Annotated in this window: 28 protein-coding genes and 1 tRNA gene; 11 read left to right on the forward strand and 18 right to left on the reverse strand. The window is 68.0% G+C overall.

What is annotated here, in order from left to right; genetic code table 11:
* Position 1: 1 nt before the first annotated feature.
* The gene (gene rsmI / locus GOAMR_RS09720) at positions 2 to 805 is read right to left on the reverse strand and encodes a 16S rRNA (cytidine(1402)-2'-O)-methyltransferase (RefSeq protein WP_040514891.1); all 804 of its coding nucleotides are present in this window, start codon (positions 803 to 805) and stop codon (positions 2 to 4) included.
* A 261-nt stretch (positions 806 to 1,066) separates the two neighbouring features.
* Between rsmI and GOAMR_RS09725 the strand changes: the two genes are divergently transcribed.
* Positions 1,067 to 2,638 carry a dolichyl-phosphate-mannose--protein mannosyltransferase gene (locus GOAMR_RS09725; protein WP_040514892.1) on the forward strand — a complete coding sequence of 524 codons (1,572 nt, stop codon included), beginning with the start codon at positions 1,067 to 1,069 and terminating at the stop codon, positions 2,636 to 2,638.
* Between the two features lie 32 nt (positions 2,639 to 2,670).
* On the opposite strand, the gene GOAMR_RS09730 is transcribed toward GOAMR_RS09725, so the two are convergent.
* The 4 genes from GOAMR_RS09730 to GOAMR_RS09745 form a co-directional block, all read right to left on the reverse strand.
* The gene (locus tag GOAMR_RS09730) at positions 2,671 to 3,891 is read right to left on the reverse strand and encodes an arginine deiminase (RefSeq protein ID WP_005186377.1); all 1,221 of its coding nucleotides are present in this window, start codon (positions 3,889 to 3,891) and stop codon (positions 2,671 to 2,673) included.
* A 26-nt stretch (positions 3,892 to 3,917) separates the two neighbouring features.
* Entirely contained in the window at positions 3,918 to 5,159 is a 1,242-nt protein-coding gene (locus GOAMR_RS09735; RefSeq protein WP_005186379.1) for an MFS transporter, read from the reverse strand.
* Positions 5,160 to 6,185 carry a patatin-like phospholipase family protein gene (locus tag GOAMR_RS09740; RefSeq protein WP_373278772.1) on the reverse strand — a complete coding sequence of 342 codons (1,026 nt, stop codon included), beginning with the start codon at positions 6,183 to 6,185 and terminating at the stop codon, positions 5,160 to 5,162.
* Between the two features lie 130 nt (positions 6,186 to 6,315).
* Positions 6,316 to 7,176, reverse strand: a complete 861-nt coding sequence (locus GOAMR_RS09745) for a universal stress protein (protein WP_005186386.1) — start codon at positions 7,174 to 7,176, stop codon at positions 6,316 to 6,318.
* Positions 7,177 to 7,428: 252 nt separating this feature from the next.
* Between GOAMR_RS09745 and GOAMR_RS09750 the strand changes: the two genes are divergently transcribed.
* Positions 7,429 to 7,737, forward strand: coding sequence for a hypothetical protein (locus GOAMR_RS09750; protein WP_005186389.1), 309 nt, complete (start codon positions 7,429 to 7,431; stop codon positions 7,735 to 7,737).
* Positions 7,738 to 7,745: 8 nt separating this feature from the next.
* Here the strand turns inward: GOAMR_RS09750 and GOAMR_RS09755 are convergent, their stop codons facing one another.
* Both GOAMR_RS09755 and mrf read right to left on the reverse strand, forming a co-directional pair.
* Positions 7,746 to 8,003, reverse strand: coding sequence for a type B 50S ribosomal protein L31 (locus GOAMR_RS09755; RefSeq protein WP_005186391.1), 258 nt, complete (start codon positions 8,001 to 8,003; stop codon positions 7,746 to 7,748).
* On the reverse strand, positions 8,000 to 9,328 hold the full coding sequence (gene mrf / locus GOAMR_RS09760; protein ID WP_040514858.1) for a ribosome hibernation factor-recruiting GTPase MRF: 1,329 nt from the start codon (positions 9,326 to 9,328) through the stop codon (positions 8,000 to 8,002). Before mrf ends, GOAMR_RS09755 begins: the two co-directional genes overlap by 4 nt.
* Positions 9,329 to 9,402: 74 nt before the next feature.
* Here mrf and rpmB point away from each other — a divergent pair, with 74 nt between their 5' ends.
* The 3 genes from rpmB to rpsN are packed head-to-tail and all read left to right on the forward strand — an operon-like array spanning position 9,403 to position 10,108.
* Positions 9,403 to 9,639, forward strand: a complete 237-nt coding sequence (gene rpmB / locus GOAMR_RS09765; RefSeq protein WP_005186395.1) for a 50S ribosomal protein L28 — start codon at positions 9,403 to 9,405, stop codon at positions 9,637 to 9,639.
* The gene (gene rpmG / locus GOAMR_RS09770; protein WP_005186399.1) at positions 9,639 to 9,803 is read left to right on the forward strand and encodes a 50S ribosomal protein L33; all 165 of its coding nucleotides are present in this window, start codon (positions 9,639 to 9,641) and stop codon (positions 9,801 to 9,803) included. The genes rpmB and rpmG overlap by 1 nt, the downstream gene beginning before the upstream one ends.
* Positions 9,803 to 10,108, forward strand: coding sequence for a 30S ribosomal protein S14 (rpsN, locus tag GOAMR_RS09775; protein ID WP_005186402.1), 306 nt, complete (start codon positions 9,803 to 9,805; stop codon positions 10,106 to 10,108). The genes rpmG and rpsN overlap by 1 nt, the downstream gene beginning before the upstream one ends.
* Before the next feature lie 66 nt (positions 10,109 to 10,174).
* On the opposite strand, the gene GOAMR_RS09780 is transcribed toward rpsN, so the two are convergent.
* The gene (locus GOAMR_RS09780; protein WP_005186406.1) at positions 10,175 to 11,974 is read right to left on the reverse strand and encodes a cation:proton antiporter; all 1,800 of its coding nucleotides are present in this window, start codon (positions 11,972 to 11,974) and stop codon (positions 10,175 to 10,177) included.
* Positions 11,975 to 12,112: 138 nt separating this feature from the next.
* On the opposite strand from GOAMR_RS09780, the gene GOAMR_RS09785 reads away from it, so the two are divergent.
* Positions 12,113 to 12,928, forward strand: a complete 816-nt coding sequence (locus GOAMR_RS09785; protein ID WP_005186409.1) for a hypothetical protein — start codon at positions 12,113 to 12,115, stop codon at positions 12,926 to 12,928.
* Positions 12,929 to 12,934: 6 nt separating this feature from the next.
* On the opposite strand, the gene GOAMR_RS09790 is transcribed toward GOAMR_RS09785, so the two are convergent.
* The 3 genes from GOAMR_RS09790 to GOAMR_RS09800 all read right to left on the reverse strand — a co-directional run bounded on the left by GOAMR_RS09790 (position 12,935) and on the right by GOAMR_RS09800 (position 16,502).
* Positions 12,935 to 14,434: a DEAD/DEAH box helicase gene (locus GOAMR_RS09790; protein WP_005186413.1), complete on the reverse strand. Its 1,500-nt coding sequence runs from the start codon at positions 14,432 to 14,434 to the stop codon at positions 12,935 to 12,937.
* A gap of 252 nt (positions 14,435 to 14,686) precedes the next feature.
* Positions 14,687 to 15,268 carry a helix-turn-helix domain-containing protein gene (locus GOAMR_RS09795; RefSeq protein ID WP_005186417.1) on the reverse strand — a complete coding sequence of 194 codons (582 nt, stop codon included), beginning with the start codon at positions 15,266 to 15,268 and terminating at the stop codon, positions 14,687 to 14,689.
* 61 nt (positions 15,269 to 15,329) lie between these two features.
* Positions 15,330 to 16,502: a hypothetical protein gene (locus GOAMR_RS09800; RefSeq protein WP_170319140.1), complete on the reverse strand. Its 1,173-nt coding sequence runs from the start codon at positions 16,500 to 16,502 to the stop codon at positions 15,330 to 15,332.
* A gap of 144 nt (positions 16,503 to 16,646) precedes the next feature.
* On the opposite strand from GOAMR_RS09800, the gene GOAMR_RS09805 reads away from it, so the two are divergent.
* Together GOAMR_RS09805 and GOAMR_RS09810 are read left to right on the forward strand one after the other, a co-directional pair.
* The gene (locus GOAMR_RS09805; RefSeq protein WP_244427370.1) at positions 16,647 to 17,354 is read left to right on the forward strand and encodes an AzlC family ABC transporter permease; all 708 of its coding nucleotides are present in this window, start codon (positions 16,647 to 16,649) and stop codon (positions 17,352 to 17,354) included.
* Positions 17,351 to 17,665 (forward strand): AzlD domain-containing protein, encoded by a 315-nt coding sequence (locus GOAMR_RS09810; RefSeq protein ID WP_005186424.1) that lies wholly within the window; start codon positions 17,351 to 17,353, stop codon positions 17,663 to 17,665. The genes GOAMR_RS09805 and GOAMR_RS09810 overlap by 4 nt, the downstream gene beginning before the upstream one ends.
* 57 nt (positions 17,666 to 17,722) lie before the next feature.
* Here the strand turns inward: GOAMR_RS09810 and GOAMR_RS09815 are convergent, their stop codons facing one another.
* Positions 17,723 to 19,003 (reverse strand): family 1 glycosylhydrolase, encoded by a 1,281-nt coding sequence (locus tag GOAMR_RS09815; protein ID WP_373278773.1) that lies wholly within the window; start codon positions 19,001 to 19,003, stop codon positions 17,723 to 17,725.
* 121 nt (positions 19,004 to 19,124) lie between these two features.
* Here GOAMR_RS09815 and GOAMR_RS09820 point away from each other — a divergent pair.
* Positions 19,125 to 19,197 (forward strand) — tRNA-Ala (locus tag GOAMR_RS09820).
* A 316-nt stretch (positions 19,198 to 19,513) separates the two neighbouring features.
* Positions 19,514 to 19,711, forward strand: a complete 198-nt coding sequence (locus GOAMR_RS09825; RefSeq protein ID WP_005186429.1) for a hypothetical protein — start codon at positions 19,514 to 19,516, stop codon at positions 19,709 to 19,711.
* A 453-nt stretch (positions 19,712 to 20,164) separates the two neighbouring features.
* On the opposite strand, the gene GOAMR_RS09830 is transcribed toward GOAMR_RS09825, so the two are convergent.
* The 4 genes from GOAMR_RS09830 to GOAMR_RS09845 all read right to left on the reverse strand — a co-directional run bounded on the left by GOAMR_RS09830 (position 20,165) and on the right by GOAMR_RS09845 (position 23,316).
* Positions 20,165 to 21,184 (reverse strand): GNAT family N-acetyltransferase, encoded by a 1,020-nt coding sequence (locus tag GOAMR_RS09830; protein WP_040514861.1) that lies wholly within the window; start codon positions 21,182 to 21,184, stop codon positions 20,165 to 20,167.
* 74 nt (positions 21,185 to 21,258) lie between these two features.
* Positions 21,259 to 21,897 (reverse strand): hypothetical protein, encoded by a 639-nt coding sequence (locus GOAMR_RS09835; protein ID WP_005186440.1) that lies wholly within the window; start codon positions 21,895 to 21,897, stop codon positions 21,259 to 21,261.
* 55 nt (positions 21,898 to 21,952) lie between these two features.
* Positions 21,953 to 22,762: a hypothetical protein gene (locus tag GOAMR_RS09840; protein WP_138943659.1), complete on the reverse strand. Its 810-nt coding sequence runs from the start codon at positions 22,760 to 22,762 to the stop codon at positions 21,953 to 21,955.
* 218 nt (positions 22,763 to 22,980) lie between these two features.
* The gene (locus GOAMR_RS09845) at positions 22,981 to 23,316 is read right to left on the reverse strand and encodes a hypothetical protein (RefSeq protein WP_138943660.1); all 336 of its coding nucleotides are present in this window, start codon (positions 23,314 to 23,316) and stop codon (positions 22,981 to 22,983) included.
* Between the two features lie 58 nt (positions 23,317 to 23,374).
* On the opposite strand from GOAMR_RS09845, the gene GOAMR_RS09850 reads away from it, so the two are divergent.
* Positions 23,375 to 23,803: a DUF4232 domain-containing protein gene (locus GOAMR_RS09850; protein ID WP_005186448.1), complete on the forward strand. Its 429-nt coding sequence runs from the start codon at positions 23,375 to 23,377 to the stop codon at positions 23,801 to 23,803.
* Positions 23,804 to 23,840: 37 nt separating this feature from the next.
* On the opposite strand, the gene GOAMR_RS09855 is transcribed toward GOAMR_RS09850, so the two are convergent.
* Positions 23,841 to 24,458, reverse strand: coding sequence for a YdeI/OmpD-associated family protein (locus GOAMR_RS09855; RefSeq protein ID WP_005186449.1), 618 nt, complete (start codon positions 24,456 to 24,458; stop codon positions 23,841 to 23,843).
* A 94-nt stretch (positions 24,459 to 24,552) separates the two neighbouring features.
* Positions 24,553 to 25,518: a glyoxalase superfamily protein gene (locus GOAMR_RS23610; RefSeq protein WP_005186451.1), complete on the reverse strand. Its 966-nt coding sequence runs from the start codon at positions 25,516 to 25,518 to the stop codon at positions 24,553 to 24,555.
* Positions 25,519 to 25,689 lie beyond the last annotated feature (171 nt).

Below are 25,689 nucleotides of genomic sequence, written 5' to 3' on the forward strand. Positions count from 1 at the left end.
GCTAACTTCGGCGGTCGAGCACGGCCTGGTACACCTCGCGGCGCGAGACCCCCAGACCCTCACAGACCTGCGCGCAGGCGTCCTTGAGGCGCATCCCGCCGGCGGCGAGTTCCTCGGCGGCGGCCGCCAGCGTCGCCACATCGGGTTCACCCGACCCCGCCTCGGCACCCTCGATGACGACGGTGATCTCGCCACGCACACCGCCGGCCGCCCACCCGGCGAGCTCACCGAGCGTGCCGCGCCGCACCTCCTCATGCGTCTTGGTCAGCTCCCGGCACACCGCCGCCCGCCGGTCGGGCCCGAGCACCTCGGCGGCGATCTGAAGGGTGTCGGCGAGGCGGTGCGGTGACTCGAAGAACACGGTGGTGCGGGGCTGGCTGATCAGTTCGGTCAGCCACGATCGCCTGGCCCCCGGTTTGCGGGGGGCGAAACCGTCGAAGCAGAAACGTTCGGCGGGCAGCGCCGACAGCGCCAGCGCCGTGGTGACCGCGGACGGCCCCGGCAGGCAGGTCACCGGCAGGCCGGCGTCGACGCAGGCCCGCACGACGGTGTAGCCGGGATCGCTGACCGACGGCATGCCCGCATCGGTGATCAGCAGCACCGTCTTGCCCTCGGCGACGGCCTCGATGAGCTGCGGGGTGCGGGCGGTCTCCACATGGTCGTAGTAGCTGACCACGCGACCGGCGATCTGCACGCCGAGCGAGGCGGCCAGGTTGCGGGCGCGGCGGGTGTCCTCGGCGGCCACCACCTCGGCCGTCCCCAACGCATCGCGCAGTCGCGCGGAGGCGTCACCGGCCTGCCCCATCGGTGTCGCGGCCAGCACGAGACGGCCCGGGCCGGTTCCCGGCGGGGTGCTCTCCGCCGGGACACTCTCATCTGGGGAAACCTCGGGCGCGCTCACCGCATCAGGGTAGCCGCGCCCCGCACCCCGTCGCGGCCGTACCCGGGGCACACCGGACGATGCCCTACCATCGAGCGGGTGACCCTGACCGCCGACCGCTCCGTGCGCCCCCACGGAACGCGGGCCGCGGAGGCGCCCGTCGCCGGGAATCCCGGCCTGCTCGAGGTGCGCGGTGCCTCGGAGGATCTGGGCACCGCACCGCGCCCGATCGTCCCCGAACCGGTGTTCGGCGCCACCGACCGCGCCCGGGGCCTGATCGTCGGGGTGATCCTGGCGCTCGCCGCCGCCGCGACGCGGCTGTGGAATCTGTCGCACCCCACCGACCACGGCACCCCCGTCTTCGACGAGAAGCATTACGTGCCGCAGGGCTGGCAGGTCCTGACCGGTGCCAACTGGATCGAGGACAACCCCGCCTACGGACTCGTCGTGCACCCGCCCGTCTCGAAATGGCTGCTGGCGGCCGGTGAGGCGATGTTCGGATACGGGCCCGTCGGCTGGCGCATCATGCCCGCGATCGCCGGCATCGCCATCGTGGTGATGATCTACCGGGTGACGCGCAGGCTCACCCGGTCGACGCTGATCGGCGCCATCGCCGGGGTGTTCGCGATCTGTGACGGCGTGCTGTTCGTGCAGTCACGGATGGGGATGATCGACATCCTGCAGACGGTGTTCATCGTCGCCACGTTCACCGCGCTGATCGCCGACCGCGATCAGGTGCGCGCCCGCATCGACCGGGTGTACCGCGAGGGCCGCATCCACGACAGCGTGTACGGGCCCCGCTACGGTTTTCGCTGGTACCGCTTCACCGCCGGCGTCATGCTGGGTCTGACGTGCGGCACGAAGTGGTCGGGCATGTACTACGTGATCGCCTTCGGCCTGCTCGCCGTCGCCTTCGACGTCGCCACCCGCAAGGCCTATCACGTGCGGCGGCCGTGGAAGGGCACCCTCGTCCGCGACGTGCTGCCCTCCGGGATGAGCCTGGCCGTGCTGCCGGTACTGATCTACCTGGCCTGTTTCGTGCCGTGGTTCAACTCCGAGACCGCGGTGTACCGCTACCAGGTGGGCAACACGATCGGCACGGGCGGACCGTTCGCCTGGGTGCCGGGAGCGTGGCGTTCGCTCTGGTACTACGAGTCCGGGATCCTCGAGTTCCACGCCGGGCTCACCAACGCCGCGGGCAACCACCATCCGTGGGAGTCGAAACCGTGGACGTGGCCGATGAGCCTGCGGCCCATGCTGTACGCCATCGAGAACGGCCCCGACCACTGCGGGGCGGGCGAATGCGTCCGCGCGCAGATGCTGATCGGTTCACCGGCCATGTGGTGGCTCGCGGTGCCGATGCTGCTGTGGGCGCTGTGGCGGCTGATCGCACGCCGCGACTGGGCCCACGGCGCAGTCCTGGTCGGCTATCTCGCCGGGATCCTGCCGTGGTTCACCTCCATCGACCGCCAGATGTACTTCTTCTACGCCACGGTGCTGGCACCGTTCCTGGTGATGGGTCTGGCCCTGTGCTGCGGCGACCTGTTGCGGTCGGCCGCCGCCCGGGTGCGCACCCGGAACGAGCCGGGCGCCCCGGCGGTGGTGCGCACCGAACGCCGCACCCTGGGGCTGCTGGTCGTGTCGTTCTATGTCGCACTCGTGGTCGCGAACTTCGTGTGGTTGTGGCCGATCCTCACCGCGAGCCCGATCTCACCGGAGCAGTGGCACAACCAGATCTGGCTGCCCAGCTGGAGTTGACCGGCCGGGGTTCGGTCAGCGGCCGGGGTTGGTCAGCGGATGGGTTCCTCGCGCGAGACCGGGCACGCCAGGCAGCGCGGACCGCCGCGGCCCGTGCCCAGTTCACTGCCCTCGATCTCCAGCACCTCTATGCCCGCGTCCCGGAGTCTGCGGTTGGTCTCGGTGGCGTGGGCATACGCGACGACCACCCCTGGCGCGACAGCCAGGGTGTTACTGCCGTCGGCGCCGTACACCTGCTGGTCGTGGCCGCTGATCGCGGTCTCGATCACCCGGATCCGCGCCAGCCCCATCGCCCGGGCGGCGACATCGGCGAACTCATCCGGACCGGCGACGGTGAGGTCGTCGGGACCGCCACCCTGGACGCGGCTGACCGTGACCGTGGCGGCCCGCCGCACCTGCGGATTCATCACCATCGCGTCGGTGTCGACCATCGTAGCCATCGTGCCCAGGTGCATGTAGGCCCGCGACTGGGCGATCCCGACGGCCAGCACAGTGTGCGCCAGTTCGTCCCGGAACAGGCTGCGCGCCAACGCCTCCACCCCCGCCGGGGTGGTGCGCTCCCCCACCCCGACTGCCACCACACCGGGTGCGAGCAGCAGCACGTCGCCGCCCTCGACCGGGGCGGTCCGGGACTCGTACGCGCGCCGGGTGCCGAGGAACCGCGGATGATGGGCGAAGATGAGATCGGTGAGCGAGGTCTCCCGGCTGCGGGCGGCGAAGGCGAGCCGGGTGATCGCGAACCGGTCACCGACCCAGAACGAACTGTCGCGGGTGAACATCAGGTTGGGCAGCGGGTCGATCACGAAATCGGTTCCGGCGTGCATGAAACGCACCAGCGAGGTCGCCGACGTGCCGATCCCGGCGGGCAACTCGTCGAACGACAGACCCGCGATCAGCACTCGCGCCAGCTCGGCGGGCGGCAACGCCCGCAGGTATCCCGACACCTCGGCGGCCAGCTGCGGCCCGAGCCGCCGCTCGCTGACCGCGGCGGAGATCCCCTGGATCCGGGCCGCCCCGCTGTGCTCGATGGTCTGCGGCAGCAGGTCACCGAGCAGCAGGACCTCGGCACCGTGCTCGCTCAGCACCCGCGCGAACGCATCGTGTTCGGCACGCATCTGGCCGAGCGAGGGGACGACGTCGAAGAGCAGCTGGTCGCGGTTGGCCTCGGTCAGCCGGCTCAGTTCGGCACCCGGCCGGTGCAGCAGGACCGCGCGCAACCCGCCGACCTCCGAGGTCACCCCAAATTCACCCATCACATAAATCTAACGGCCGGGGCGAGCTATTTATGGTCGGGCGCCCCGAGATCCGGATCCGGGATCTGCGGCCCGGATCCGTCCGCGCGGGTGAGCCGGACCGGTGCGGTCTCGGGTGCGAACAGCCACATCAGCAGCGCCACCGCGGTCACCGCGCCGGTGACCGCGAACGCCGTGGTGAACCCGGCTGTCGACGCGATGAAGCCGACCACGATCGGTCCGCTGACCGCCCCGAGATCCGACGCCATCGTGAACGCCGCCAACGCCGAACCGCCACGGACGCGGTTGCCCAGCACATCGGCCAGCGTCGCCTGTTGGGTGGGCACGAACATGCCGGAGCCGAGCCCGGCCACCGCCGACACCGCCACCGTCACCATGATCGACGTGGTGAACCCCATGGCGGCGGTCGCGGCAGACACCACCAGCAGACCCGGCAGGATCAGGATCTTGCGGCCGTGCGAGTCCGACAGCCTGCCGGCGGCCATGATCGCGACGACGTTTCCGGCGGCGTACGCGGCGAGCACCACCCCGGCCAGCGCGGCGTCCTCATCCAGACCGTCGACGACGAACAGCGGCACCACCGCCACCCGCACACCGAACGACGCCCAGCCGTTGGCGAAGTTGGACACGAGCACCGCGCGGTAGGCACGGTTGCGCCACGCGGTCGCCAGCGCCACCGGCTCGCCGCCGCGCTGCGTACCGGGGCCGGCGGACTCGCCGTCGGCGCGCAGTTGGGTGGCCACGACGGCGGAGGCCACGAGCAGCGCGATCGCGTACACCACGAACGGCATCCGCAACCCGAAACCGACCAGCGCACTGCCGATCAGGGGTCCGCTGATGTTGCCGATCAGGAAGCCCGCCGAGAAGTAGCCGGATACCCGGCCGCGGATGTCGTCGGGTGCCATCCGGATCAGCAGACCCATCGCCGACACCGTGAACATCGTCGACCCGATGCCGCCGAGACCGCGGACCACCAGCAGTTGCCAATAGTTCTGGGCGAACGCGCAGGCCAGGGTGCTCACCGCCACGATGAGCAGCCCGATGAGGTAGACGCGGCGCTCCCCCACCACCGAGATCAGCCGGCCGGCCGTGGGCGCGAAGAAGAGCCGCATCACCGCGAACGCCGACACCACTGCCGAGGCCGCGGTGATCCCGACGTCGAAGCTGCGGGCGAAGGTGGGCAGGGCGGGAGCGATCAGCCCGTATCCGAGTGCGATGACGACGTTGGCCGACAGCAGCACCCAGATGCCGCGGGGAATGCGTCTCACTCAGACCCGTTCCGGCAATTGGTCCAGCGCGGCCGCCGTGAGCGACCTACCGATCGCGATCAGCTCCGCGGCCTTGTGAAATTCCAAGGTGCGAGCGGCTTTTCGCGGGATGCGGATGAGCAGGTCGGGCGGATGCGAGGCGGTCTGGTAGCGGGCGAGCGCCTCCGACATGATGTCGAGCGAGCGGGTGAGCACCTCCACCTTGCCCATTCGCACCCGCGCCGGGTCGGTTTCGGGATCCGCGTCGGCGTCGGTCGGTACGAGCTCGGACGACCGGGTGTCGGAACTGTCGAGGTAGTCGGGGAACTCCACCCCGAACCGGTCCCGGACCGCTTTGACGAACTCGTTGTCGAGCAGCGGCGCGACGTTGCGGCGCACCACACCCCCGACCAGTGAGCCCCGCGAGGCCCCTTCGTCCGGGCTGAAGTCGTTGCCGAGGATCACCCCGACGGTCACATCACTGGGCACCGCGACGGTCGGCGCCACCGGCAGCGGGTCGAGGATGCCGCCGTCGCCGAGGATGCGTCCCTGGTAGGAGTGCGGGCTGATCACGCCGGGGATCGCGATGGAGGCGCGGATCGCGTCGACGAGGCTGCCGCGCTGGTACCAGACCGAACGGCCGGCGGTGAGGTCGGTGGCCACCGCGGTGAAAGGGGTGGCAAGTTCCTCTATGGTGACCTCGCCCAGGATCTCGCGGACCCGGGCCACCACCCGTTCGGCACCGATCACCCCCGATTTGGACAGCGACACGTCCATCAGCTTCACCAGGTCGAGCTGTGTCAGCGACGACGCCCAGTCAACGAATTCGTCGAGTTTGCCCGCACAATGCAGCCCGCCGACCAGCGCACCCATCGACGATCCGGACACCGTGACGATCTCGTAGCCGCGGTCGCGGAGTTCTTCGATCACCCCGATGTGGGCGTAGCCGCGGGCGCCACCACTGCCGAGGGCCAGCGCCACCCGGGCGGGTTTGAACGGTTTGTCGGCGGTGGCGTCGGACACCTCGGCGCCCGGGCGCGGCGACACGTCGTCGCCGGGCTGTTTCACCACGGCGTTACCCGGGCGCTTTGCCACCGCGCCCGGGTTCCGCTGGGCTACTTCATTTCCGCTCGGCCTCGCCATGCGTCGAGACTAGCGGGCGCGGTATTGGGTGTGATCAGGCGCGCACCACAAGCACCGGCACCTCGGCCGCCTGCAGCACCTTCTGGCTGGTGGAGCCGAGCAGCAGGCCCTTGAAACCACCGCGGCCACGGCTGCCGACGACGATCAGCGAGGCGTCCTCGCCGGCCGCGTCGAGCACGGCCTTGGCCGGTTCGTCGGGCAGGACAGCGTGCTGAACGGTCACGTCCGGGTAGTCGGCGGAGTAGCCGGCCAGACGCTCACCGAGCGCCTCCAGCGCCTCGTCGGACATCCGGGAGATCTCGTCGGGCTCGATGCCGTAGCCGTGCAGTGCGTCGGCGTCGAGCGGGGTCCAGGTGTGTACCGCCAGCAGCGGCACCCCACGCAGCGAGGCCTGCCGGAACGCCTCGGCCACCGCCGCATCGCTGACCGGCGAATCATCGACACCGACTACCACCGGACCGTCGCCACCGTCGCCCGCGATGACCCCGACCCGGCCGTGCGCGTGCGCGGCGACGCTGGTGCTCACCGAGCCGAGGAACAGACCGCGGACGCTGCCGAGGTGCCGGGTGCCCAGCACGATGGCCGAGGCGTCCTTGCCGAGTTCGAGCAGCACATGCGCGGCGTCACCGTCGGTGATCGACCCCTGCGCGGTGACCGACGGAGCGGCTTCCTTAGCGACCGCCACGGCGGCGTTGACCGCGTCCGACGCGTCCTGACGGACCGCCTCGATGACGTCCTGCGGGATGATCAGGCCGGGGGCGTAGTTGCTCGTGCGGACGTCATAGACCCCGATGATCTTCAGGTCGGAACCTTCGAGTTCGGCGGTCCGTGCCGCCCAGCGCACCGCGCCCGTCGAAGCTTCGGATCCGTCGACGCCGACGAGGATCGCGTTCATGTGTGGCCTCACTCTCCGTTGATTCTCAGCCCTACCCTTCCATGATGCCCGCTCCCGACACCGGAGCCAAGGGGAGTTGGTCCTGATCAGGGGCACTTTTTGTCCGCGTAGACTGGTGTTCGGTACCGCGTTGCCGGGCCGTCACCGCACCGGTGATCGCCTGGGAGCGACCGCCTGTCGCACAGCGGGACCGCAGATCGTGCGACACCGCCCACCGGTCTCACCGGACACACAACCCTCAGGAAGCAGGCAATGAGCACAGGGCAGCATCACACCGGGTCGGGATCCGACATCCGGCGCGCGGTGAGGCACGGGATCATCACCGTCGTCTTCGCGCTGGCCTGCTTCGCCGTGGCGGCGTTGTCCCAGAACCCGCTGCACGAGGCGATGATCGCCGCCGCGCCGGCGGTCATGTTCATCGGTGCGTTCAGCGCGCTGTGGGTCACCTTCCGCACGTGGCGTGCCGGTGGGCGCTGGCAGGTGTGGCAGGGTGCCTCGTGGTTTCTGCTCGCGGCGTCGGTGATGATGCTGATGGCCACCGCACCGGTGCTGCTGGACTGAGACCTGCCCTAGGTGGCCCGCGTGCGGTCACCGTACCGGCGGCGGAAGCGTTCCACCCGGCCGGCCCTGTCGACCGGCCGTGCATTGCCGGTCCAGAAGGGATGCGAGTCGCTGGTGACGTCGACGACGATCAGCGGGTAGGTGCGGCCGTCCGGCCACTCGACGGTCAGTTCGGAGGCCGCGGTCGAGCGGGTCAGGAACTGCCTGCCGGTGGTGGCGTCGCGGAACACGACGTGACGGTAGTCGGGGTGAATTCCGGATTTCATTGTTGCCCTTTCGGTTTCATGGAGTTGTCGGACGCCTGGTCCGGAGTGCGGAGGTCCTCCCGGCACGGGTCGGCGTGTTCGAGCCCGAACGGGTCGTCGTAGGCCATCCACAGGACCTGCCCCTGGGCCATCTCGTCGTCGGTGAGGCAGGCGCGGCGCAGCGCGGTGCGAATGCGGTCGGGATCAGCCCGGTACGCGAGGATCACAATGCTGGAGTGCCGGTCGCCGTACTCGTCGTCCCAGCGCAGCGCCGCCATCGCGCGGTGTGCGGGTTCGGCCGTATCGAGTTCGTCGTCGTCCATGGCCGCCAGCCACGGCGCCCCGGCATCCACACGCAGCCCACCACCGGCCGACTCCAGCCACAGCGCGCGGTTGGGTTGCGTTGCCAGCCAAAGCCTTCCGCGCGCACGAACCACGCCGTCGAGCAACTCGTCGACGGCCTCGTGCAGCCGTCCCGGGTGAAAGGGACGTTGCGCCCAGAACTCGAACAACATCACACCGCAGTCCTCATGCAGCGGCGGGCTGCCACGCAGCAGCGAATCGAAGGGACCCGCGATCCGGCCGTGCGGGGTATCGTCGGGTATCGCCGCCAGCAGTACGGCCGCGACCTGCGGGGTGAACGGGCGTTGGGGTATCTCCATCACCATCGCGGCCCCCGGCGCGAGGCGTTTGAGCACCGCTGCGGTGCGCGCGGTGAGCCAGGCATCGCGTGCGGCCGCGTCGCAACCGGCGATGATCAGCGCGTCGGCGAATTCGACCTGTCCGACGGCGACCTGCGCGAGAGTGCGTTCATCCTCGCTCACCGCAGCCGCGAGGCCGGCCTCGGCCATCGTGATATCGCCCGTGGCGGCCTCCAGCCAGTCCATCTCCGCCACACACGCAATCGTCATCGACACCCGCACCTCGTGGGCCGCCGGGGCGTCGACGAATCCGGGCATCCCGGTGACGACGACGTTCTCGACAGCCCAGGTGACCGCTTCGGGTTCGAGTGCAGGATCGAGCGCGACGACGACGGCGGCCACACCGTCACGGCGATGAAGTTGCCGCAGCAGCGGCAACAGGTCCGCGCGAACCGTGCAGGACCCACACGCGTGTTCGAGTTCGACGGTGCCGACCACGGTGTGCTCGCCGGTACGCACGGTCCGGGTCACCATGCCTGATCCGAGTTGTGACAGGTCGTATCCGACCACCGGCACCGCGGCGCCCGTCGCCGTCTGTGTCGCCGCGGCAACAGCGTCGGACACCCGCGCGATGGCGCCCCGGTCGAGCCCGGTGACCAACACCACCGGCGTGCGCGGACCAGAGTTATTGGGTTTGATTTCCATTTGCACGACGGAGACGCTACCGTGCATCCGGCACTAATGCCAATCATTACCAATAACTCGCCAGAGGAGGTCACATGTCCGCACACTGCCAGGTCACCGGACGCAGTCCCGGTTTCGGCAAGCAGGTGTCCCACTCGCACAAGCGAACTACGCGCCGCTGGAACCCGAACATCCAGCGACGCCGCTACTACCTGCCCGCCGAGGACCGGTATGTGACCCTGCGGGTGTCGGCCAAGGGCATCAAGACCATCGACCGTGACGGCATCGAAGCGGTGGTTGCCCGCATCCGGTCCCGGGGGGAGAAACTCTGATGTCCGGCAACGATATCCGGCCCATCGTCAAACTCCGGTCCACCGCGGATACCGGCTACACCTACGTGACGCGCAAGAACCGCCGCAACGATCCGGACCGGATCGTACTGCGCAAGTACGACCCGATCGCCCGTCGGCACGTCGATTTCAGGGAGGACCGCTGATGGCCAAGAAATCCAAGATCGTCCGCAACGAGCAGCGACGTGTCACCGTGGCCCGCTACGCCGGGCGACGCGCCGAGCTCAAACGCATCATCGCGGACCCGGCATCCGACCCCCGCCGGAAATCGATTGCGCAACAGAAGCTCCAGCGCCTGCCACGCGATGCCAGCCCCACCCGGTTGCGCAATCGCGATGCCGTCGACGGCCGGCCCCGCGGCTACCTGCGCAAGGCCGGACTGTCCCGGGTGCGTTTTCGCGAACTCGCACACCGGGGAGAACTGCCCGGCATCGCCAAATCCAGCTGGTGACCACCACTCTCGCTCCAGGAGACCCGATGGCATTGCTGCCCTTCGCCTCCCACGGAAAATAGCCGTTCACTCGGCGGCGCGCATATCCAGGCTGATCTCCTCGGCATCGAGCTGGGCGAGTTCCCGGGTGAGCAGACCCGAACTGTAGACGCCGGATTCGCGATGCCGCAGCAGGATCTCGCGTTGCGCGGCGATGATCGCGCGGCGGATCCGGGTGTATTCGGCGCCGACCTGCGCCGGCGACATCCGGGTGTCGTCGTCCTCGTCGTCGGCCTGCTTCTGCTCGTCGGCGCGTTGCGTCCACTGCACGACCCGGGCCCGCAGGGCGGGTGATTCGCGCACCGCCGGCGACTCGGCGATCACCCTGCTCGCCGCGACGCCCATCTCGCGGCGCAGCCTGGCCCGGCCCGCGGCCCGGTTCTGCGACATGTCCCGCAGCGTGAGCCGCTTGATGAGCAGCGGCAGCGATCCGCCCTGGATGAGCAACGACAGCGCGGCCACCACGAAGGCGATGAGCACCAGCATCGGGCGTGCCTGGGTGTCGGCCGGCAGGGTCTGCGCCGCGGCGAGGGTGACCACGCCGCGCATCCCGGCCCAGATGATGATGGTGGCCTCGGCCTTGCCCATCGGTGCCGCCAGCACGTAGTCGATGTCGGCGAGCCGCCGCGTCAGTCGCGAGTCGTACAGCGCGGCGGTGTCGGCCGAGACGTTGCTCAGGTCGGCCTCGCCGAGTCCATCCAGGCGCCTGCGGCGCAACCGCCGCCGCACGCCCGGTGCGGTTTTCCTGCTCCGTTCGGCATTGCCGAACTCCAGCCTGCGGGCATGCACCGCCTCGCTCGCGTCGGCGAGGATCTCCCGTTGCCCGGACCGTCGTCTGGCCTTGCGTTTGAGCAGCCACACCAATGGCACGACATACATCGCGCGGATCGCCGTGATCACCAGCAGGGCGGCGACGCCGATCCCTATGGCCGCCAGGACACCGGTGTGGTCGCGCTGCGCGTCGCGGACCAGTCCGTACAGCTCCAGCCCCATCACCAGGAACACCCCGCCCTCGAGGATCAGCTCGATGGTCCGCCAGTTCTGGCGATCGGAGAAGCGGTGCTGCGGAGTGAGGTATTTGACGGCGCCGGTGCCGGTGACCAGACCGGCGGTGACGGCCGCGACCAGACCGGAGGCGCCCAGTTCCTCCGCGGGCAGGTAGGCCAGGAACGGCACGGTGAATGAGATCGCCGTGTTGACCGTCGCATTACGGACCAGGGAGCCCACACGCAGGTTCACCACGCCGACGACACCGCCGACGACCACCGCCGCGAGCACCGCGTACACGAAGTTCGCCGCCACCCCCGCGAACGAGATCGACGACGCGGTGGCCGCGACGGCCGCCCGCAGCAGCACCAGCGCGCTCGCATCGTTGAGCATGCTCTCACCCTCGAGAACGGCGATGACCCGGCTCGGCGCGCCCACCCGTTTGGCGATCGAGGTGGCGACCGCGTCGGTGGGGCTGACGATGGCGCCGAGGGCGATGCCGGTGGCGATGTCGAGTTCGGGGATCAGCCAGGTGAAGAAGAAGCCCAGGGCGACGGCACTGACCAGGACCAGCAAGAATGACAACGCGCTGATGGTGCCGAGTTCGCGGCGGAAGTCCATCGCGGGCATCGACACGGCCGCCGAGTACAGCAGCGGCGGCAGCACGCCGACGAGAATCCATTCGGGGTCGAGTTCGATCTCGGGGACCATCGGCAGGATGCCGACGATCGCACCGGTCACCACCAGGATCAGGGGCGGGGATATCCGGATGCGGGGACCGATCTCCTGTGCCAGGGCCACGACGAGAATCCCTACGACAACGACGAGAATCTTCTCCATCGCTCCATTGTCTCAGGGCGCCGGGAGCCCGGATGGTCACGAAGACACATCAGGTATCCGTCTCTGCTCGCAGAACCGCCGGCGGGCTTCTAACGTTGGTCGGGTGTCCGTCCGGGTAGAGGGAGGTGACCGGCACCGGTGAGCACGATGTTCTCACGGCTCGACTACATCGATGCCGCCCGCAACGCCTGCGATCAGTTCCTCGCCCTGACGGCGTCACTGCCCGACCCCGATGTGCCGCTGACCGTCAATCCCGCGCTCAGCGTGTGCGAATGCGTCAGCCAGGTCTCGCGCACCCCGTCCTGGTTGCTGGCCCTGGCCACCGACGCCCGATCGTGGTCGGGTGACCCCGAGGACATGCCGACGAACGGGGTCGGGGGGATCGACACGATCCGGGCCCGCCACGTCGGCGCCTGCGTCGACCAGCTCCGCACCGATCTCGACATCCTGCTCGACACGGTGAAGAACATGAGCGCACAGGTGGCGTGTGCGGTGCTCTCCGACGGGTCCAAGGTGCGTAGCGATGCCGCGCTGGGCATCCTGATCGGTGAGCTGCTGATCCGCGGCCACGACATCGCGCGCACCCTCAGGCTGCCGTGGAGCATCCCTCCGGATTCGGTTCCGCTGGTCGCGCGTGGCCGCCACCAGGTGCTGCCGCGCTGGCTCGACACCGAGGCGTGCAGCGGCCACACGGCCACCTACGAGATCCGGCTGCGCGGCACCGACGAGCGGTATCTGTACGAGTTCACCGACGGGAAACTGGCCGTCAATCCGGGCGAGCCGCGGCCCGTCGACGCGCACATGCGGATCGATCCGGTGACCGCGCTGCTGATGTCCTATAACCGGTACTCGCCGACGCGGGCGGTGCTCACCGGCCGCGCCGTGGCCTGGGGCCCGCGGCCGTGGCTGCTGCGATCGATGCCCGCCAAGTTCCGCACCCAGGCCACGCCCTAGGTTGTCCTAGCCGTTCCGGGATGCCACGCCGCGCCCGGTTCGGGAGGCGCCGCCGCGGGACGAACCCGTCCGGGTGTTTCCGCCGCGGGCACCCGCACCCCGGGTGCTGCCGCCGCGCGATTCCCCGGTGTGTCCGGTACCGCGGCGCGATTCGCCCCTGGTGCCACCCTCGGCGCCACCGCGCCGAGTGCTGCTCTGCTGTGCCCCGCCGCGTTGAGCGCCGCCACGCTGCCCGCCGGTGCCACCGCGGCGCGAGGACTGACCGGGCCGCGAGGTGCCCTTGTTCTGTGAGGTGGTGCCACTCTGCTGCACCGGTTGCGGTTTCACGCGGGGAGCGCGTTCGCCGACCAGTTCGTCGACGGCCTCACTGCGGGCGTCGGCCTGCTGCGGGCGCACCGAGATCTTGGCCTTGCGCAGCAACTGCGCCACGTCGCGGCGCTGCTCGGGCAGGCATACGGTGACGACGTCGCCGGAGCTCCCGGCGCGGGCGGTGCGGCCCGAACGATGCAGGTACGCCTTGTGTTCGGCGGGCGGGTCGACGTGCACGACGAGTTCGATGCCGTCCACGTGCACACCACGTGCGGCCACGTCGGTGGCCACCAGCACCCGGACGCTGCCGTCGGCGAACGCCGACAGGTTCCGGTCACGTTGCGGCTGCGACAGATTGCCGTGCAGGTCGACCGCCGGAATACCGTCGGAGGTCAGCTTCTTGGCCCACTTGCGGGCCTGATGTTTGGTGCGGGTGAACAGGATCCGCCGGCCGCTCCCGGAGGCCAGTTCGGCGACGAGATCGTTCTTGCGGTCGGGGGCCACCTCGAACACGTGGTGGGTCATCGCCGGGACGGGCGAGGACGCCTCGTCCACCGAATGCAGGGTGGGCGAATGCAGGAACTTGCGGGCCAGCACGTCGACACCGTTGTCGAGGGTCGCCGAGAACAGCAGCCGCTGGCCGTCGGCGGGGGTGGCCTTCATGATGCGGGTGACGCCGGGCAGGAAGCCCAGGTCGGCCATGTGGTCGGCCTCGTCGAGGACGGTGACCCGCACCTTGTCGAGCCGGACGATGCCCTGACTCATCAGGTCTTCGAGGCGTCCGGGGCAGGCCACTACGATGTCGACGCCGCGGCGGAACGCCTCTACCTGGCGGCCCTGCTTGACGCCTCCGAACACGGTGGTGACCACGAGGTTGGAGGTCTGTGCCAGCGGGCTGAGGGTGGCGGCGATCTGGGTGGCCAGTTCGCGGGTCGGGGCCAGGACCAGGCCGGTCGGGGCGCCGGGTGCGCGACGGATCTCGCCGTCGGCCTTGGCCTGCGCGAGGCGGGCGACCATGGGAATGGAGAAGGCGAGGGTCTTGCCGGAGCCGGTCTTGCCACGGCCGAGCACGTCGCCGCCGGCGAGGGTGTCGGCCAGGGTCGCGGCCTGGATTTCAAATGCTTCGGTCTTACCCTCTGCCGCAAGCACTTTCACAAGACTTGCGGGCACGCCGAGGGACTCGAATGTTGTGGTCACTGATGTGTGCTTTCACGATCTGGACATGCCTGCGACGCCACCATGGGCGGAGGATGTCAATGGGCGAACACGCGGGCTTGCGAGCTCGTTCGCCGTACGAAAGTCTGCTGGCGGGTGGATCACCCGCAACGAAGCGTTCTACGACGCGTTGTCGCACCGTGGTGCGGACACTTCCCTCGACACTACCCGCCGGTAACCACAGGGCCAATTCTTTTCGGGGTGACGTCGCCCACTACCGGCGCCAGGTGGGACTCACGACACCTCGGTGATCATCACCGCGACGGTACCCGGCTCCAGCGCCTCGAAGACGTGCTCGACGTCGCCGGGATAGGTGACGAAGTCGCCCGCGCGCAGTTCGACGGCCGCGCCGACGGGTCCGAGCCGCGCCGACCCGGCGCTGATCACCACATGCTCGACGGCGCCCCGGACATGCGGCGCCGACACCTTGGGCACCCCCGGTTCGGCCCGGATCAGGTACATGTCGCGGCGCGAATGCGGCGGTGCCGGCGACAGCAGCGTCGTCGTGTATTCGGCGGTGGCCGCCGCGATCACGGGTCCGTCCCCGAACCGGATCACCTCAACGGGACGGGACGGACTGTCGAGCAGATCCGAAAACTGAACTCCCAGAGCATTACTCAACGACCACAGGGTTTCCACACTGGGATTGCCCTCGCCCGATTCGAGCTGCGACAGCGTCGATTTCCCGATACCCGCCCGGCGGGCGAGTTCGGCGATGGACAGGCCGGCCCGGGTGCGCTCGCGTCTGAGGGCCGCGGCGACCAGTTGCTTCGGGTTGACCCGCGCACGCTCGTCCGGCACACCATTGCCCGACATCCCGGACGATCGTTCATCCTGGCGGAGCTCATCCATGGAGGTCATCGTAGTGGCCGCACGTTCATGGCGATGTTCTCAGACTGATGGATTCGACTCCGTCCCGACTGAGCATCAGTATCGCGTTCTCGTCGGCGTAGAGGGGCGTCGCACCGGTGGGCAGCGGGTGCTGTCCGAACTGGCGGAGGTCGGACCGCCGCAGAAAGCGAATCCGGCCGGGCTCGCGGATCGCGATGATTCGCGTGTTCGCGATCACGCCGACCTGCCACTGTTCCCATTTGTGGGCTTCGATAGGCAGTTCACGGGCACGGCCGTCGGCGTCGACGAACACCGATCCGGTGACCAGATAGTCGGTGCCGCACGACGGGCCGAACAGGGTCCGGCGGGAGCTGTACAGTACCCGCCCGGAGTGCGGGTCTATCAGCGCCCAGCCTGTCGGGGTATCCAGGACGGGCAACAGACATGTACGCGCTGTCGGCCCCGCAGAACTCGGGCTCATTCCGCCGACCGCGCCGAGCACCCGCCCGGAGTTATCGTGCAGGACGGTCGTCGCGCGGCTGGTGTCGCGCTGGTTGATGCTGGTGGCAAAGCCCGCCAGATAGCTTGTCGCACCGGCAAACCAGCGGTTGTCCGGGTGCTCGACCTCCTCCCGCGCGATGATCCGGCCGGTTTCGCGGCTGCGGACCTCCCAGCTGAACGCCGCCGACGATCCGTAGAGGCCTTCGGCGTTCACGGTGCTGGAGACGGTCGGAGGTTCGGTGATGTCGCCGCGTTGCCGGGCGAGCGCCGACCGGATCGTGGTGGACCGGCCGCGGTCGAGCCTGCTCATCGTTTCGCCGTCCCGGTCGAGGATCACACGGCCGGTATCGGCAACCGAGCCTGCCTCGGTGTCGGCGGGGGTACACCAGATCCGGTCGGCCCTCTCGAAGAAGCAGTCGCGCACGTCACGGCGCTTCCAGCCAATGCGGCCGTCGCGCCTGTCGATGGAGAAGATCATGTCGTTGTCGTCGTCGTCCGACGTCTGCAAGAGCAGCGAGCCGGGCAGCGTGTCGAGGAACCGGACCCGATTCTCCACACGATCCCGGATCGTCGCGATGCCGAGAGAAGCCGGAGTCAGATGCCAGCCGGTCGGCGTGAGGCTCCGCTCCGAACCCGCTGCGGGCGCCGATCCTTCCATGGAGGACGGTGCCGTTCCGGTCGTGCGCGGGGAGCACCCGACGAGAACCGCGGCGGCCATGACCATGCTGAGAGCCACAGCCGCCGGTGGTCGTGGACCAGCCCGAACCCGGCGCGCATCGTTCGATATACAGGACGATCGTTCATCTTGACGGATTGCGTCCATGGGTCCACTATAGTGTCCATGCGTTCATTATGGCGAACATTGACTGCGGGAGACCGGCGCACAATTCTGGTCATCTGCGCATCGATGGTGATCATCGGGATGTCGTACGGGGTCAGCGCACACGAGGGCGGCTTCCCGGTGTGGCTGACCGTGCTGATCTCGGCCACAGTGCTCGGTGGGTCGTCGGAATTCCTGTTCATCGGCATCGTCGCCGCCGGTGGCGCCCCCCTGCTCGCGGCGCTGGCCGGAATCCTGGTGAACACCCGATCCCTCGGCTACGGACTGGCCGTCGGACGGTACCTGCCTCGCGGCCGGCGCATGTTCCCTGCCGCACACCTCCTCAACGACGAGACCGTGGCGCTCAGCGCCGCCCAGACCACGCCGGCGAAAGCCCGTGCGGCGTATGTGATGTGCGGTATCGGGGTGTTGCTCAGTTGGCCTCTCGGTGCGCTGCTCGGCAGCGGACTCGGCCGGCTCGTCGCCGATCCGCAGTCCCTCGGACTCGACGCCGCGTTCCCCGCTCTGCTCCTGGCGCTGGCGATTCCGTCGTTGCGCGATCCGCAGACGCGGTGGGCGGGGATCCTCGGTGCCGGTGCGGCGGTGGCGACGACCTCCGTCCTGCCGGCAGGAGTGCCGATCGTCGTATCGCTGATCGGCGTCGCCGTCGTCGAGCTGTGGCGACGGGTTCGGGGTACGGATAACGCAGTCGTGCAGGATGTTCCGGAGTTGCAGGAGGCCGCACGGTGACCTCTGTCCTGATCGGTGTGGCGGTACTGGCCGTCGGCACCTATCTTCTCCGGCTGGCCGGTCCCCTGCTGCAGTCCCGGATCCGGTTGTCCGACGGCACGCGGCGGGTGCTCGATCGCGGCGCCGTGGTCCTGCTGGTCGCGGTCGCCGTGACCGGAGCACTGTACGCCGACGGCGATTTCACCGGCTGGGCGCGACCGCTCGGAGTCGGGGCGGGTGTGGTGGCAGCATTCTTCAAGCCTCCGCTGGTGGCGATCGTGCTGATCGCCGCCGTCACCACCGCCGCCCTGCGCGCCGCCGGGGTCGCCTGACAACTCCTGCCAGGTCCGGAAGATTATGTTGTCCAACGGTTTGCCGGCTACCCGACGTCAGCGGACCACCGCCGGGTGGGTACAACTGTCGGGAACCGACACCAGCGAGCAGGGCACCGGCAGCCGCGTGGGACGGTAACCGGCACGAACGCCATGCGCCCTGGTGATCTCGCGGTACGCTGCTACGGCATCGGTGGGCCGCCGGGTCAGCGTCGGATCATGTTGTACATCAACCGAATACAGACCGAACCGGGGACGGTAGTCGCCCCATTCATAGTTGTCGGTGATGCTCCAATAGTTGAACGACACCACGTTGATGCCGTCCTGTTTGGCGCGCTGAATCCAGTAGACGGTGTCGCGCAGGTGATCTCCGCGCCGGTAACCGTCCGGCCGCACCCCACTCGGGGAGCCCGCCATTCCGGCCTCGATGATGCGGATCGGTGTGCCCGGATAGCGCTGCGCCAGATGACGCAACACGTAGTAGATGCTCTCGGGGGCCTGGGTGGCCTTCCACAGGTCACCGGTGATCGCATTGGTGGTGCTCAGGTCGGTCGCCGACACCGAGTAGTAGTTGTCGACGCCGATGAAATCCATGCTGCCCCGAAGCCGTTCGGGGAACAGTCCTTCGAGCCAATTACCGAGGCCGGGCACCGGGAAATAGGCGATGTTCGAAGACACCTGTGCGTTCTTCTGCACTGAATGGATGTAGCGGTAGAGCCGCCGGTGGGAGTCGATGATGCCGTCGACCATCCGCATCGCGTTCTGCGGGCGGGTGGCGCCGTACATGAGCTCCCGCCGAACGTATTCGGTGGGTTCGTTGAAGGTGATCCACAGCGGATCGGCCCACTGGTAGCGGTCCACAACCCGTTTGCCGAAGGCCACCATGTCGTCGGCCATCCCGGGCCGATTCCAGCCGCCCCTGTCCACCTCCCAGCCGGGGTGGACCCAGTGATTGAGCGTGATCATCGGCCGCATCCCGGCGTCGACGATCGCCCGCACCACCCGGTCGTAGAACGTCCAGCCGGCCTCGTCGTACCGCCCCGGCGACGGCTGCACCCGCGACCATTCGACGCTGGTGCGGTAGATGCCCACCCCCAGCGACTTGGCCCGGGCGATGTCCTGGGCGTACCGGTGATAGAAGTCGACGCTGTTGCCGACCTTCTGCTCCACCTTGCCCTCGTCGCCGTACCGCACCCAGTTCGAATCCCTGTTGTACCCCTCGGACTGGAAACCGGCCTGCGCCACCCCGAACTGGAAGTCCGGCCCGAGCGACGGCACCGCCGCCTCCGCAGCCGGCGCCCTGCACACCAGCCCGGCCAGCATCACCGACACCACCATCACCGACAACCGCAGCCTCATACCGTGGTTCTATCGTGCGCAGGCCCCCGACCCGGCCGGTTTGGAAAGACTCCCGGTGAGGCTGCTAGAGTGACACACGGTCGATCGCTCGCGATCGCCCGGGGCTATGGCGCAGTTGGTAGCGCGACTCGTTCGCATCGAGTAGGTCAGGGGTTCGATTCCCCTTAGCTCCACCGAGAAACCCCAGGTCAGAGCACTAGCGACCTGGGGCTTCGTCATTCTCCCGCCTGCATGTCCCGCAGTGGTCCCGCAGTAGTTCATTCAGGCCCCGGAACTTGCGGTCCATCGCCACGGCAACCAGGTCCAGGTCGTCGGTCGAACAGGTCAGCGTAGGTGTCCAGCGTCTTGCTCGCCTTAGCGTGCCCGAGCGCCCTCTGCACGGCCTTCACCACTCCCCCGACTTCGGAAAGTGGGCACTGCAATGAGGCTGTCCATCACATCCGACCAGCTCACAGAAGCGGCCGAAGCGATCGAGGGGGTGGAGGAGGAGTGAGGCCCGCCATTTCGGGCATCGTGGCCGAACACCACCTCGCAGGCACCACCGGCGGCGACGCGGTCGCCTACTGCGGGTGCGGCTGGCGGGGTCCCGACGACGCCGAGCTGGAACAGGCGTGGGGCGACTTCGCCGCCCACTTCCTGGACAAGCTCGCCGAGGCTGGGTATCAGGTAGTGCGGCTGTTCGACTGAGACGACGCCCTGCGCTTGGATACCTTGCGCAGGGCGTTCTTGTGTTCGGGGCGGATTCCCGTGCGAGAGTGCCGGACACCGGCGATCGTCATGATGTTCGTGGTCAAGCCGTCCACCATGTGCTTCGGTACACCCTTAGACCGCAGAAGTCGGTTGAGCGTGGTCCACGGCTCCGGGTTGGCCCTCCATTAGAGCGCACCCTCCCCGAATGCCCAATACCTCTTGAGGCGAAGGGTCTTGGCGTCGTCGTCAAGGTTGGACCAGGTCACAACACCCTCCTGACGATAGGATGATTCCATGTTAAACAAGCGAGAACAGCGACTGGCGGAGGAGCGACGATTCCTCGATTCCTTCCGGGAGGAGCACGGCGGATTGCCGCCCCTGGTATTCCTGTGGCCGCAGGAGTTACAAGACGAGTTCGACCGACTTGATCGAGCCCATTTTGCCACGTGGTCACCGGAGGCTGAGGACTCCGTACCACGTTGAGCCACGCATAATCCGATCGCCCAAATCTGGTTCTGCCGATGTTGCGAGCCGTCTGATCTCTCGCGGCGTCGGAAAATCGGCATGTAGAACGGGATTGCCTGATGCGTCGGTGACCAAGCGCATTCTGTCCGCAATCTCGTAAATCGCCCGCCTCCCCTCTTCCGAGACCGGGTTCGTGACACTATCTCGAACCGCCGCCATGTTCGGTAGCAGTCCAGCTACGCTGCGCCCTAGTCGGTCAGGTCGGCCGTCGAAATCCACACCATTCTGCGCCCAATGAGCGCCGCCGTCCTCCATCGACGCCATAACCTCGACTCGGTCGACGCCGTTTGCGATGAAGAACTCGAGCATCTGCGCCTGTAGCGCCTCGCCGAATCCCTGCCTTCGATAGTCCTCGTCAACATTCAACATCGAGGCATCGACGACAAGATCGCCGTTGACGTCCATGAAGCCTAGTGAGCCGAACGCGGTTCTGACCCCGCTCCCGTCCCGCTCTGTGTAGGCATTGAACGGCACCTTCCGCATCATCGGCGTCCCCGGACCGCCCAGGGTATTAAACCGTGCCCAGAACGGCCCATACTTGCCCGACATCTTCTCCGCCGCTTCATCGAGTGGCATGTCGCCACGCATAACCGCAGCGAGGTCAATCTTGCCCAGTCGCGGAGTGTCTGGGATCGGTTGGTGGTCATTCGTCCTATCACCACCGCTATTGACGGCCTTCGGCATCGCGGCCACCGCCGCGACCGGCCCTGCCTTCTGGGCTGCGCGCTTGACCCGGCCCGCCTTCTGGGCCGCAACCGCCTTGGTGGCGACGTCGGCCATGTGCGCCGACCCATTGCGCGCGGCGACCGGCTTGACCTTGGTGCTCTTGGCCTTGGCCGCGACGTCTGGCTTGGTCGCCGGGTCGTCTCGCGGCTTCATGCCGTCGGGCCGGATGATCTCGCCGATCTTCTGGCCGAACTTCTTCTCGCCCTCAGGGGTCTGCACCCTGGACGGTTCGCGCCCCGCAGCTCTCCGCATCGCCGATGAGTGCTTCGGGGAGAGCGTGCGGGGTTTGCGCATCAGTTACCCGACTGTGCTTGCCGAGTCATCTTCCGAATCTCGGCCTGAGTCGGCGGACGGCCATTCTCGCGCTCGAACTGCTGGCGCATCTTCCACACCTTGGCGCTTAGCGCGATGCGCTCTTCGCCGTCGGGGAGATAGCCCTCCTTGCTGTCAGCCTTCATCTCCCGCCGGTCCTGCCGGGCCTTGGCCGCTTTGTCGGAGCGGGCCTGCCGTTTTGCGGCGGCTCTCTCGGCCCGGAACTTGTCGGCCCTGTCGACCAGGTCTTGACGGTCCTTGGCAGCTTTGCCGGAGCGGGCCTGCCGCTCTGCGGCAGTCAGGGGCGCTTGCTGCCCCGCCTCGTGAGGCTGAGCCTTCCAGCCCTCGGGGTCCCCGGCGGAACGGGCGAGTATCTCGTCGACTTTCCCCAGATACGCTCGCGTCCCCTTCGGCGTCGGTGAGTTCGAGGGTCGACCACCTCCCTCGCGCCGCGAGCCCGACTTGTTCGACCCTGAGGTTTCCTTCCACTCGCCCGCCTTCCGCGCAGCGCTGACCTTCTTCGCCTCGGAGATCGGGGTGCCGATCGGAACGCCGTAGCGCTTGGCACCCTCGGGGGTGCGGACCTTGCGCTCGCCACCGCCAGACGAAGCCTTCTTCATCGCCGAGCGGTTCTTGCTACTCAGCTTGCGCTTGAAAAAACCAATGTCATGCCTTTCAGGAGGTGCGGCGACGGTTTGCCGCCGACATCAGTGCGTAGTAACGGGCGAGGATCGGACTGTCGTCGTCAAGCTCCTTGCCGCGCACTCGCTTTCCCAGTAGTTCGATCTCGCGGCGTAGCTCCCCGGAGGTCATCTCCGACGGAGCTTTGCCGCTGTACCTGGGGCCTGGAGACTTCGGCTTCGACTCGGGTGGCGGACTGGGCATCGTCGTCCAGTCCTTCTGTGCGATACGAGGATTGCGGCGAAGTCCTTGCTGGCGACGTCCAATCTCGGCTCGCACGACCGGCAGGTCGGCCTTGGCGCGGGTTGCTATGTCCCGGTCGGCACTCTTGGTCGCGGCATGAAGCTGTCCCGCGTAATCGAGAATGTCCTCGTCCGACATGGTCGCGACCGACTTGAGGTTGCGGAAATGCGGGCCGGCGGGCCGGTAGTGCCCGGGCTTGACCTTGACTTCGGGGGTTTCCGCTTTCGAGGCATCGAACCTGCCGCCTGCTGCGGCCCGGGCTGCCTCTCGGAATTCGGGTGTCATGTCTGCGTGGGGGCCGGTCAGTAGCGCCTTGTAGACGTCGGCCTCGCTCATGCCCTTCTGGGCTGCGACGTCCTGGACGTGCGCCTTGACCTTGCGGATGCGCTCAGCCTTATTGTCCTTCTCACGCTGCCCGGTGGCCACCGGGACATGGGCAACCTCGTTGAGGTCATGAGCCGTGCCCTTGGCCCACGCTGGTGATGTGTCCGGTGCGTTCGCATTCGCCTCCCGAACCGCGCGGGCACGCGCCTCGGCGTCGGCGCGTCGCTGCTTGTCCAACTGGGCCTGGTTACGTTTGGGCGCAGGAACCTCTTGCCCGAACAGGCCTGTCTGACCGAGGGGAGCCGCAGGCGTCAACATAGTCGTCGAGAGCGGGGACGTGGAGCATCCGCCAGGGGCCGTCGCGGGTGGCGTTGACTCGGTAGGCGATGGGGTCGGTCATGCGAGGGTCTCCTTGCAGGAGTTGTCGATGCCGGGACCCGTTCCGGTGACTACATTCACTCATCGATCGGAAAGCTCGGCGGGCGGCCGATCTGACCCACGATCACGCTGAGCTGCCGCGGTGCGGCGGTGAGTGTTTGAACATGCTGCGGCACAATGCTTCTTACTCGTTCCATCGACAGCGGCAGCCACGGGCGTGCCGCGCGGTCGACGGGTACGCTGGGCGAAATGGTCACCACAGGTGTTCGGAGATGGTGTTTCGTAGCGGCCTCGGCCGCATCGATGGTGCTGGCCGCGGGGTGTTCGTCGGGTACGTCCGATTCCACCGCGAATACCTCTGCCGCTCCGGCCGCGAGTCCGGCTCCGGCACAGACGCGGTCGATGACATCCACCGCACCGGCCGTGTCACAACCATCGACAACAGCCGTCGACACAGCGGCGAAAGACTGTGTGACGGCCGATCTCCAGGTGTCGGTGACACCTGATCAGGGCTCTGCCGGTCACATCGGTTACCTCATCGGGTTCACCAACACCGGTCAACAGTCATGCTCGATGTTCGGCTATCCGGGTGTTTCGGTTGTCGGTGGCGGCAACGGCACCCAGATCGGTCAGGCGGCGGACCGGCATGACTGGGCGCACGCCCGGGTGGTGGTCGCGCCGGGGGCAACCGTGACCGCCGGGCTCCTGGCGGTGAACATCGGCGACAACGGCGGGCCGCTTGCCGATCTCTGCAAGGTCGTCGACGCGGACGGCTACCGTATCTATCCGCCCGGCAACACCGCGGCAGCGTATGTGCCGCAACGGAATATGAAGGCCTGCTCCAGCGACACCCACTGGTTGCAGGTGTATCCGGTCACCAGTCGTCCCCTGGGACACTGAACGGCGGATCCATTTCGTCCCGCACGGCTGGAATCTCCTACTGGGGGTAGGGGGTTTCGCCGCGGGCGAGCATCGCGACCAGGCGATCGATCCGGTTGCGCCTGGTCTGCGGACTCTGCGCGGTGACCACCCGGTGCAGGACCGCGTATCGATTCTGGGCGTTGAGTGCGTCGAATGTTGTGCGGGCGCCTGCTGTTCCATCGAGGGCGGCGGCCAGGTCGTCGGGTACCTCGATGGTGGCAGCACCGGCGTAGGCGGCGTCCCATCGGCCGTCGGCCTGGGCGCGTTCGATTTCGGCGACGCCACGCGGACGCATCCGGCCCTCCTCGATGAGCGTGCCGGCCTTGCCCACGTTGCGTGCCGACCATAGGCTGCGCCGCCGCCGGGGCGTGAACCGTTGCCGGTAGGTCGCGACGTCGACCGACTTGGACTGGCCGTCGATCCATCCGCTGCACAACGCCTCGTCGAGCGCCTGTGCGTAGGTGAGCGACGTGGGTGTGGTGGTGCCCTTCTTGGCCAGCAGCAGCCAAATGCCGTCGGAGGTGTCCTCGTTCTGATCGAGCCAGGACCGCCAGGCCGAGGCATCGCGCACGACGACCACCTCGACGCCGCCGGTATCCGGTGGTTCCCGATCCGCCTGTGCGTCGCTGCCCATCGACGTGCCTCCTGAGATTCGATGCCGGATCTGCCGAAAGCATATCGCCGGCCCCGGGCACCGGATGTGTGCCAGGGATCGGCTGCCGATGTCCTCAGTCCCGGAGCGTTGCGGCGTAACGGCGCAGCAGCTCGGGCCATTCGGTGAACTTGGCACGTTCGGCGGCGTTACCGGCGGTCCAGCCCCCGTGCGAGAGCCTGACCAAAGTTGCCTCGCCTGCCTTGACGAACTCCGCCGACAGCGTGGTCGGATACTCGGAATCGACAGCGAGAGTGAATGTTTGAGAGTACCTGACACCGCGTTCGGCGTGGGTCACCGTACCGATCGGGTACTGCGCGTCGCGGTGGATGAGCAGTACCGGCTCCCCCACCGCTCCCACGTGGACACCCTCGAAGGTGGCCGGCTCGGGTGAGAGCCGCCGATCCCACCACCGGCCGATATCGATGAACGCGTCGTACGCCGTCGCCGCGTCGACGGGCACGGTGATCTCGCTGACGATCGGCGCGCCATGTCCCTCGACGCGCTCGGCCTTGCTCGTGCGGGATTGGAGGAAGATGATCCGGTTGCCCGCCGGGTCCTGGATGGTGATCGTCAGGCCCCAGGGCTGGGTTTCCAGTCCTGGCCGCGCGAACCGGTACTCGCGGGCCACCAGGTTCCGTTGCAGCGTCGCGGCATCGGCGACGTCGATGATCGTGGCGCTTCCGGGAGTCGCGTCGCCGTAGTGCTCGGACAGGTGCAGGCGCACTCCCTCACGCTCAACCTCGAGGTATTCCGGCGAATGGTTGTCGAATCGATGCCTGCTGTTGACCGTGAATCCCAGAAAGTCCACGTAGAACTCCAGGGTCCGGGTGAGGTCGAAGAACCGGAAGATCGGGATCGCGCTGTGTGCGGCCGGTGGTTGTTCGGCGACGATCGGCGCGGCCGCCATGCTATTCCAGTCCTTGTACCCGTGCTGGTGCGCGACGAGTTCGAGTGCCTGGCTGTGCGTCACTTCCACGCCGGCGGCCGACAGGTCGGCGCGCAGACGCCTGGCCATCGTTTTGGCGTCGGTGATAGGCATGACTGAATCCTTCGTGCCGGTCACGAGAGTCGGTGCTTGCGTTGCCGACCGCGACCGACCGGGATCGGATAGTCAAGGTCCACTGGGTGACACATCGTCGGTGTTCACCTCGATCGGTCAGATCGTGCAAGCGGCCGGCCACCAACACGCCGTTCTGTCACGCTAGCACCG

The sequence above is a fragment of the Gordonia amarae NBRC 15530 genome (genome assembly GCF_000241345.1).
GTDB lineage: Bacteria > Actinomycetota > Actinomycetes > Mycobacteriales > Mycobacteriaceae > Gordonia > Gordonia amarae.

Excerpts from the sequence above, each read along its gene's own strand:
- GOAMR_RS09835 (WP_005186440.1), bottom strand. The coding sequence starts at position 21,897 with ATGAAGAAGGCTTCGTCTGGCGGTGGCGAGCGCAAGGTCCGCACCCCC.
- rpsN (WP_005186402.1), top strand. The coding sequence starts at position 9,803 with ATGGCCAAGAAATCCAAGATCGTCCGCAACGAGCAGCGACGTGTCACC.
- rsmI (WP_040514891.1), bottom strand. The coding sequence starts at position 805 with ATGGGGCAGGCCGGTGACGCCTCCGCGCGACTGCGCGATGCGTTGGGG.
- GOAMR_RS23610 (WP_005186451.1), bottom strand. The coding sequence starts at position 25,518 with ATGCCTATCACCGACGCCAAAACGATGGCCAGGCGTCTGCGCGCCGAC.
- GOAMR_RS09800 (WP_170319140.1), bottom strand. The coding sequence starts at position 16,502 with ATGGCCGCCGCGGTTCTCGTCGGGTGCTCCCCGCGCACGACCGGAACG.
- rpmB (WP_005186395.1), top strand. The coding sequence starts at position 9,403 with ATGTCCGCACACTGCCAGGTCACCGGACGCAGTCCCGGTTTCGGCAAG.
- GOAMR_RS09795 (WP_005186417.1), bottom strand. The coding sequence starts at position 15,268 with ATGTCGGGCAATGGTGTGCCGGACGAGCGTGCGCGGGTCAACCCGAAG.
- GOAMR_RS09750 (WP_005186389.1), top strand. The coding sequence starts at position 7,429 with ATGAGCACAGGGCAGCATCACACCGGGTCGGGATCCGACATCCGGCGC.
- GOAMR_RS09755 (WP_005186391.1), bottom strand. The coding sequence starts at position 8,003 with ATGAAATCCGGAATTCACCCCGACTACCGTCACGTCGTGTTCCGCGAC.
- GOAMR_RS09745 (WP_005186386.1), bottom strand. The coding sequence starts at position 7,176 with ATGAACGCGATCCTCGTCGGCGTCGACGGATCCGAAGCTTCGACGGGC.
- mrf (WP_040514858.1), bottom strand. The coding sequence starts at position 9,328 with ATGGAAATCAAACCCAATAACTCTGGTCCGCGCACGCCGGTGGTGTTG.
- rpmG (WP_005186399.1), top strand. The coding sequence starts at position 9,639 with ATGTCCGGCAACGATATCCGGCCCATCGTCAAACTCCGGTCCACCGCG.
- GOAMR_RS09855 (WP_005186449.1), bottom strand. The coding sequence starts at position 24,458 with ATGGGCAGCGACGCACAGGCGGATCGGGAACCACCGGATACCGGCGGC.
- GOAMR_RS09730 (WP_005186377.1), bottom strand. The coding sequence starts at position 3,891 with ATGGGTGAATTTGGGGTGACCTCGGAGGTCGGCGGGTTGCGCGCGGTC.
- GOAMR_RS09780 (WP_005186406.1), bottom strand. The coding sequence starts at position 11,974 with ATGGAGAAGATTCTCGTCGTTGTCGTAGGGATTCTCGTCGTGGCCCTG.
- GOAMR_RS09815 (WP_373278773.1), bottom strand. The coding sequence starts at position 19,003 with ATGGTGGTGTCGGTGATGCTGGCCGGGCTGGTGTGCAGGGCGCCGGCT.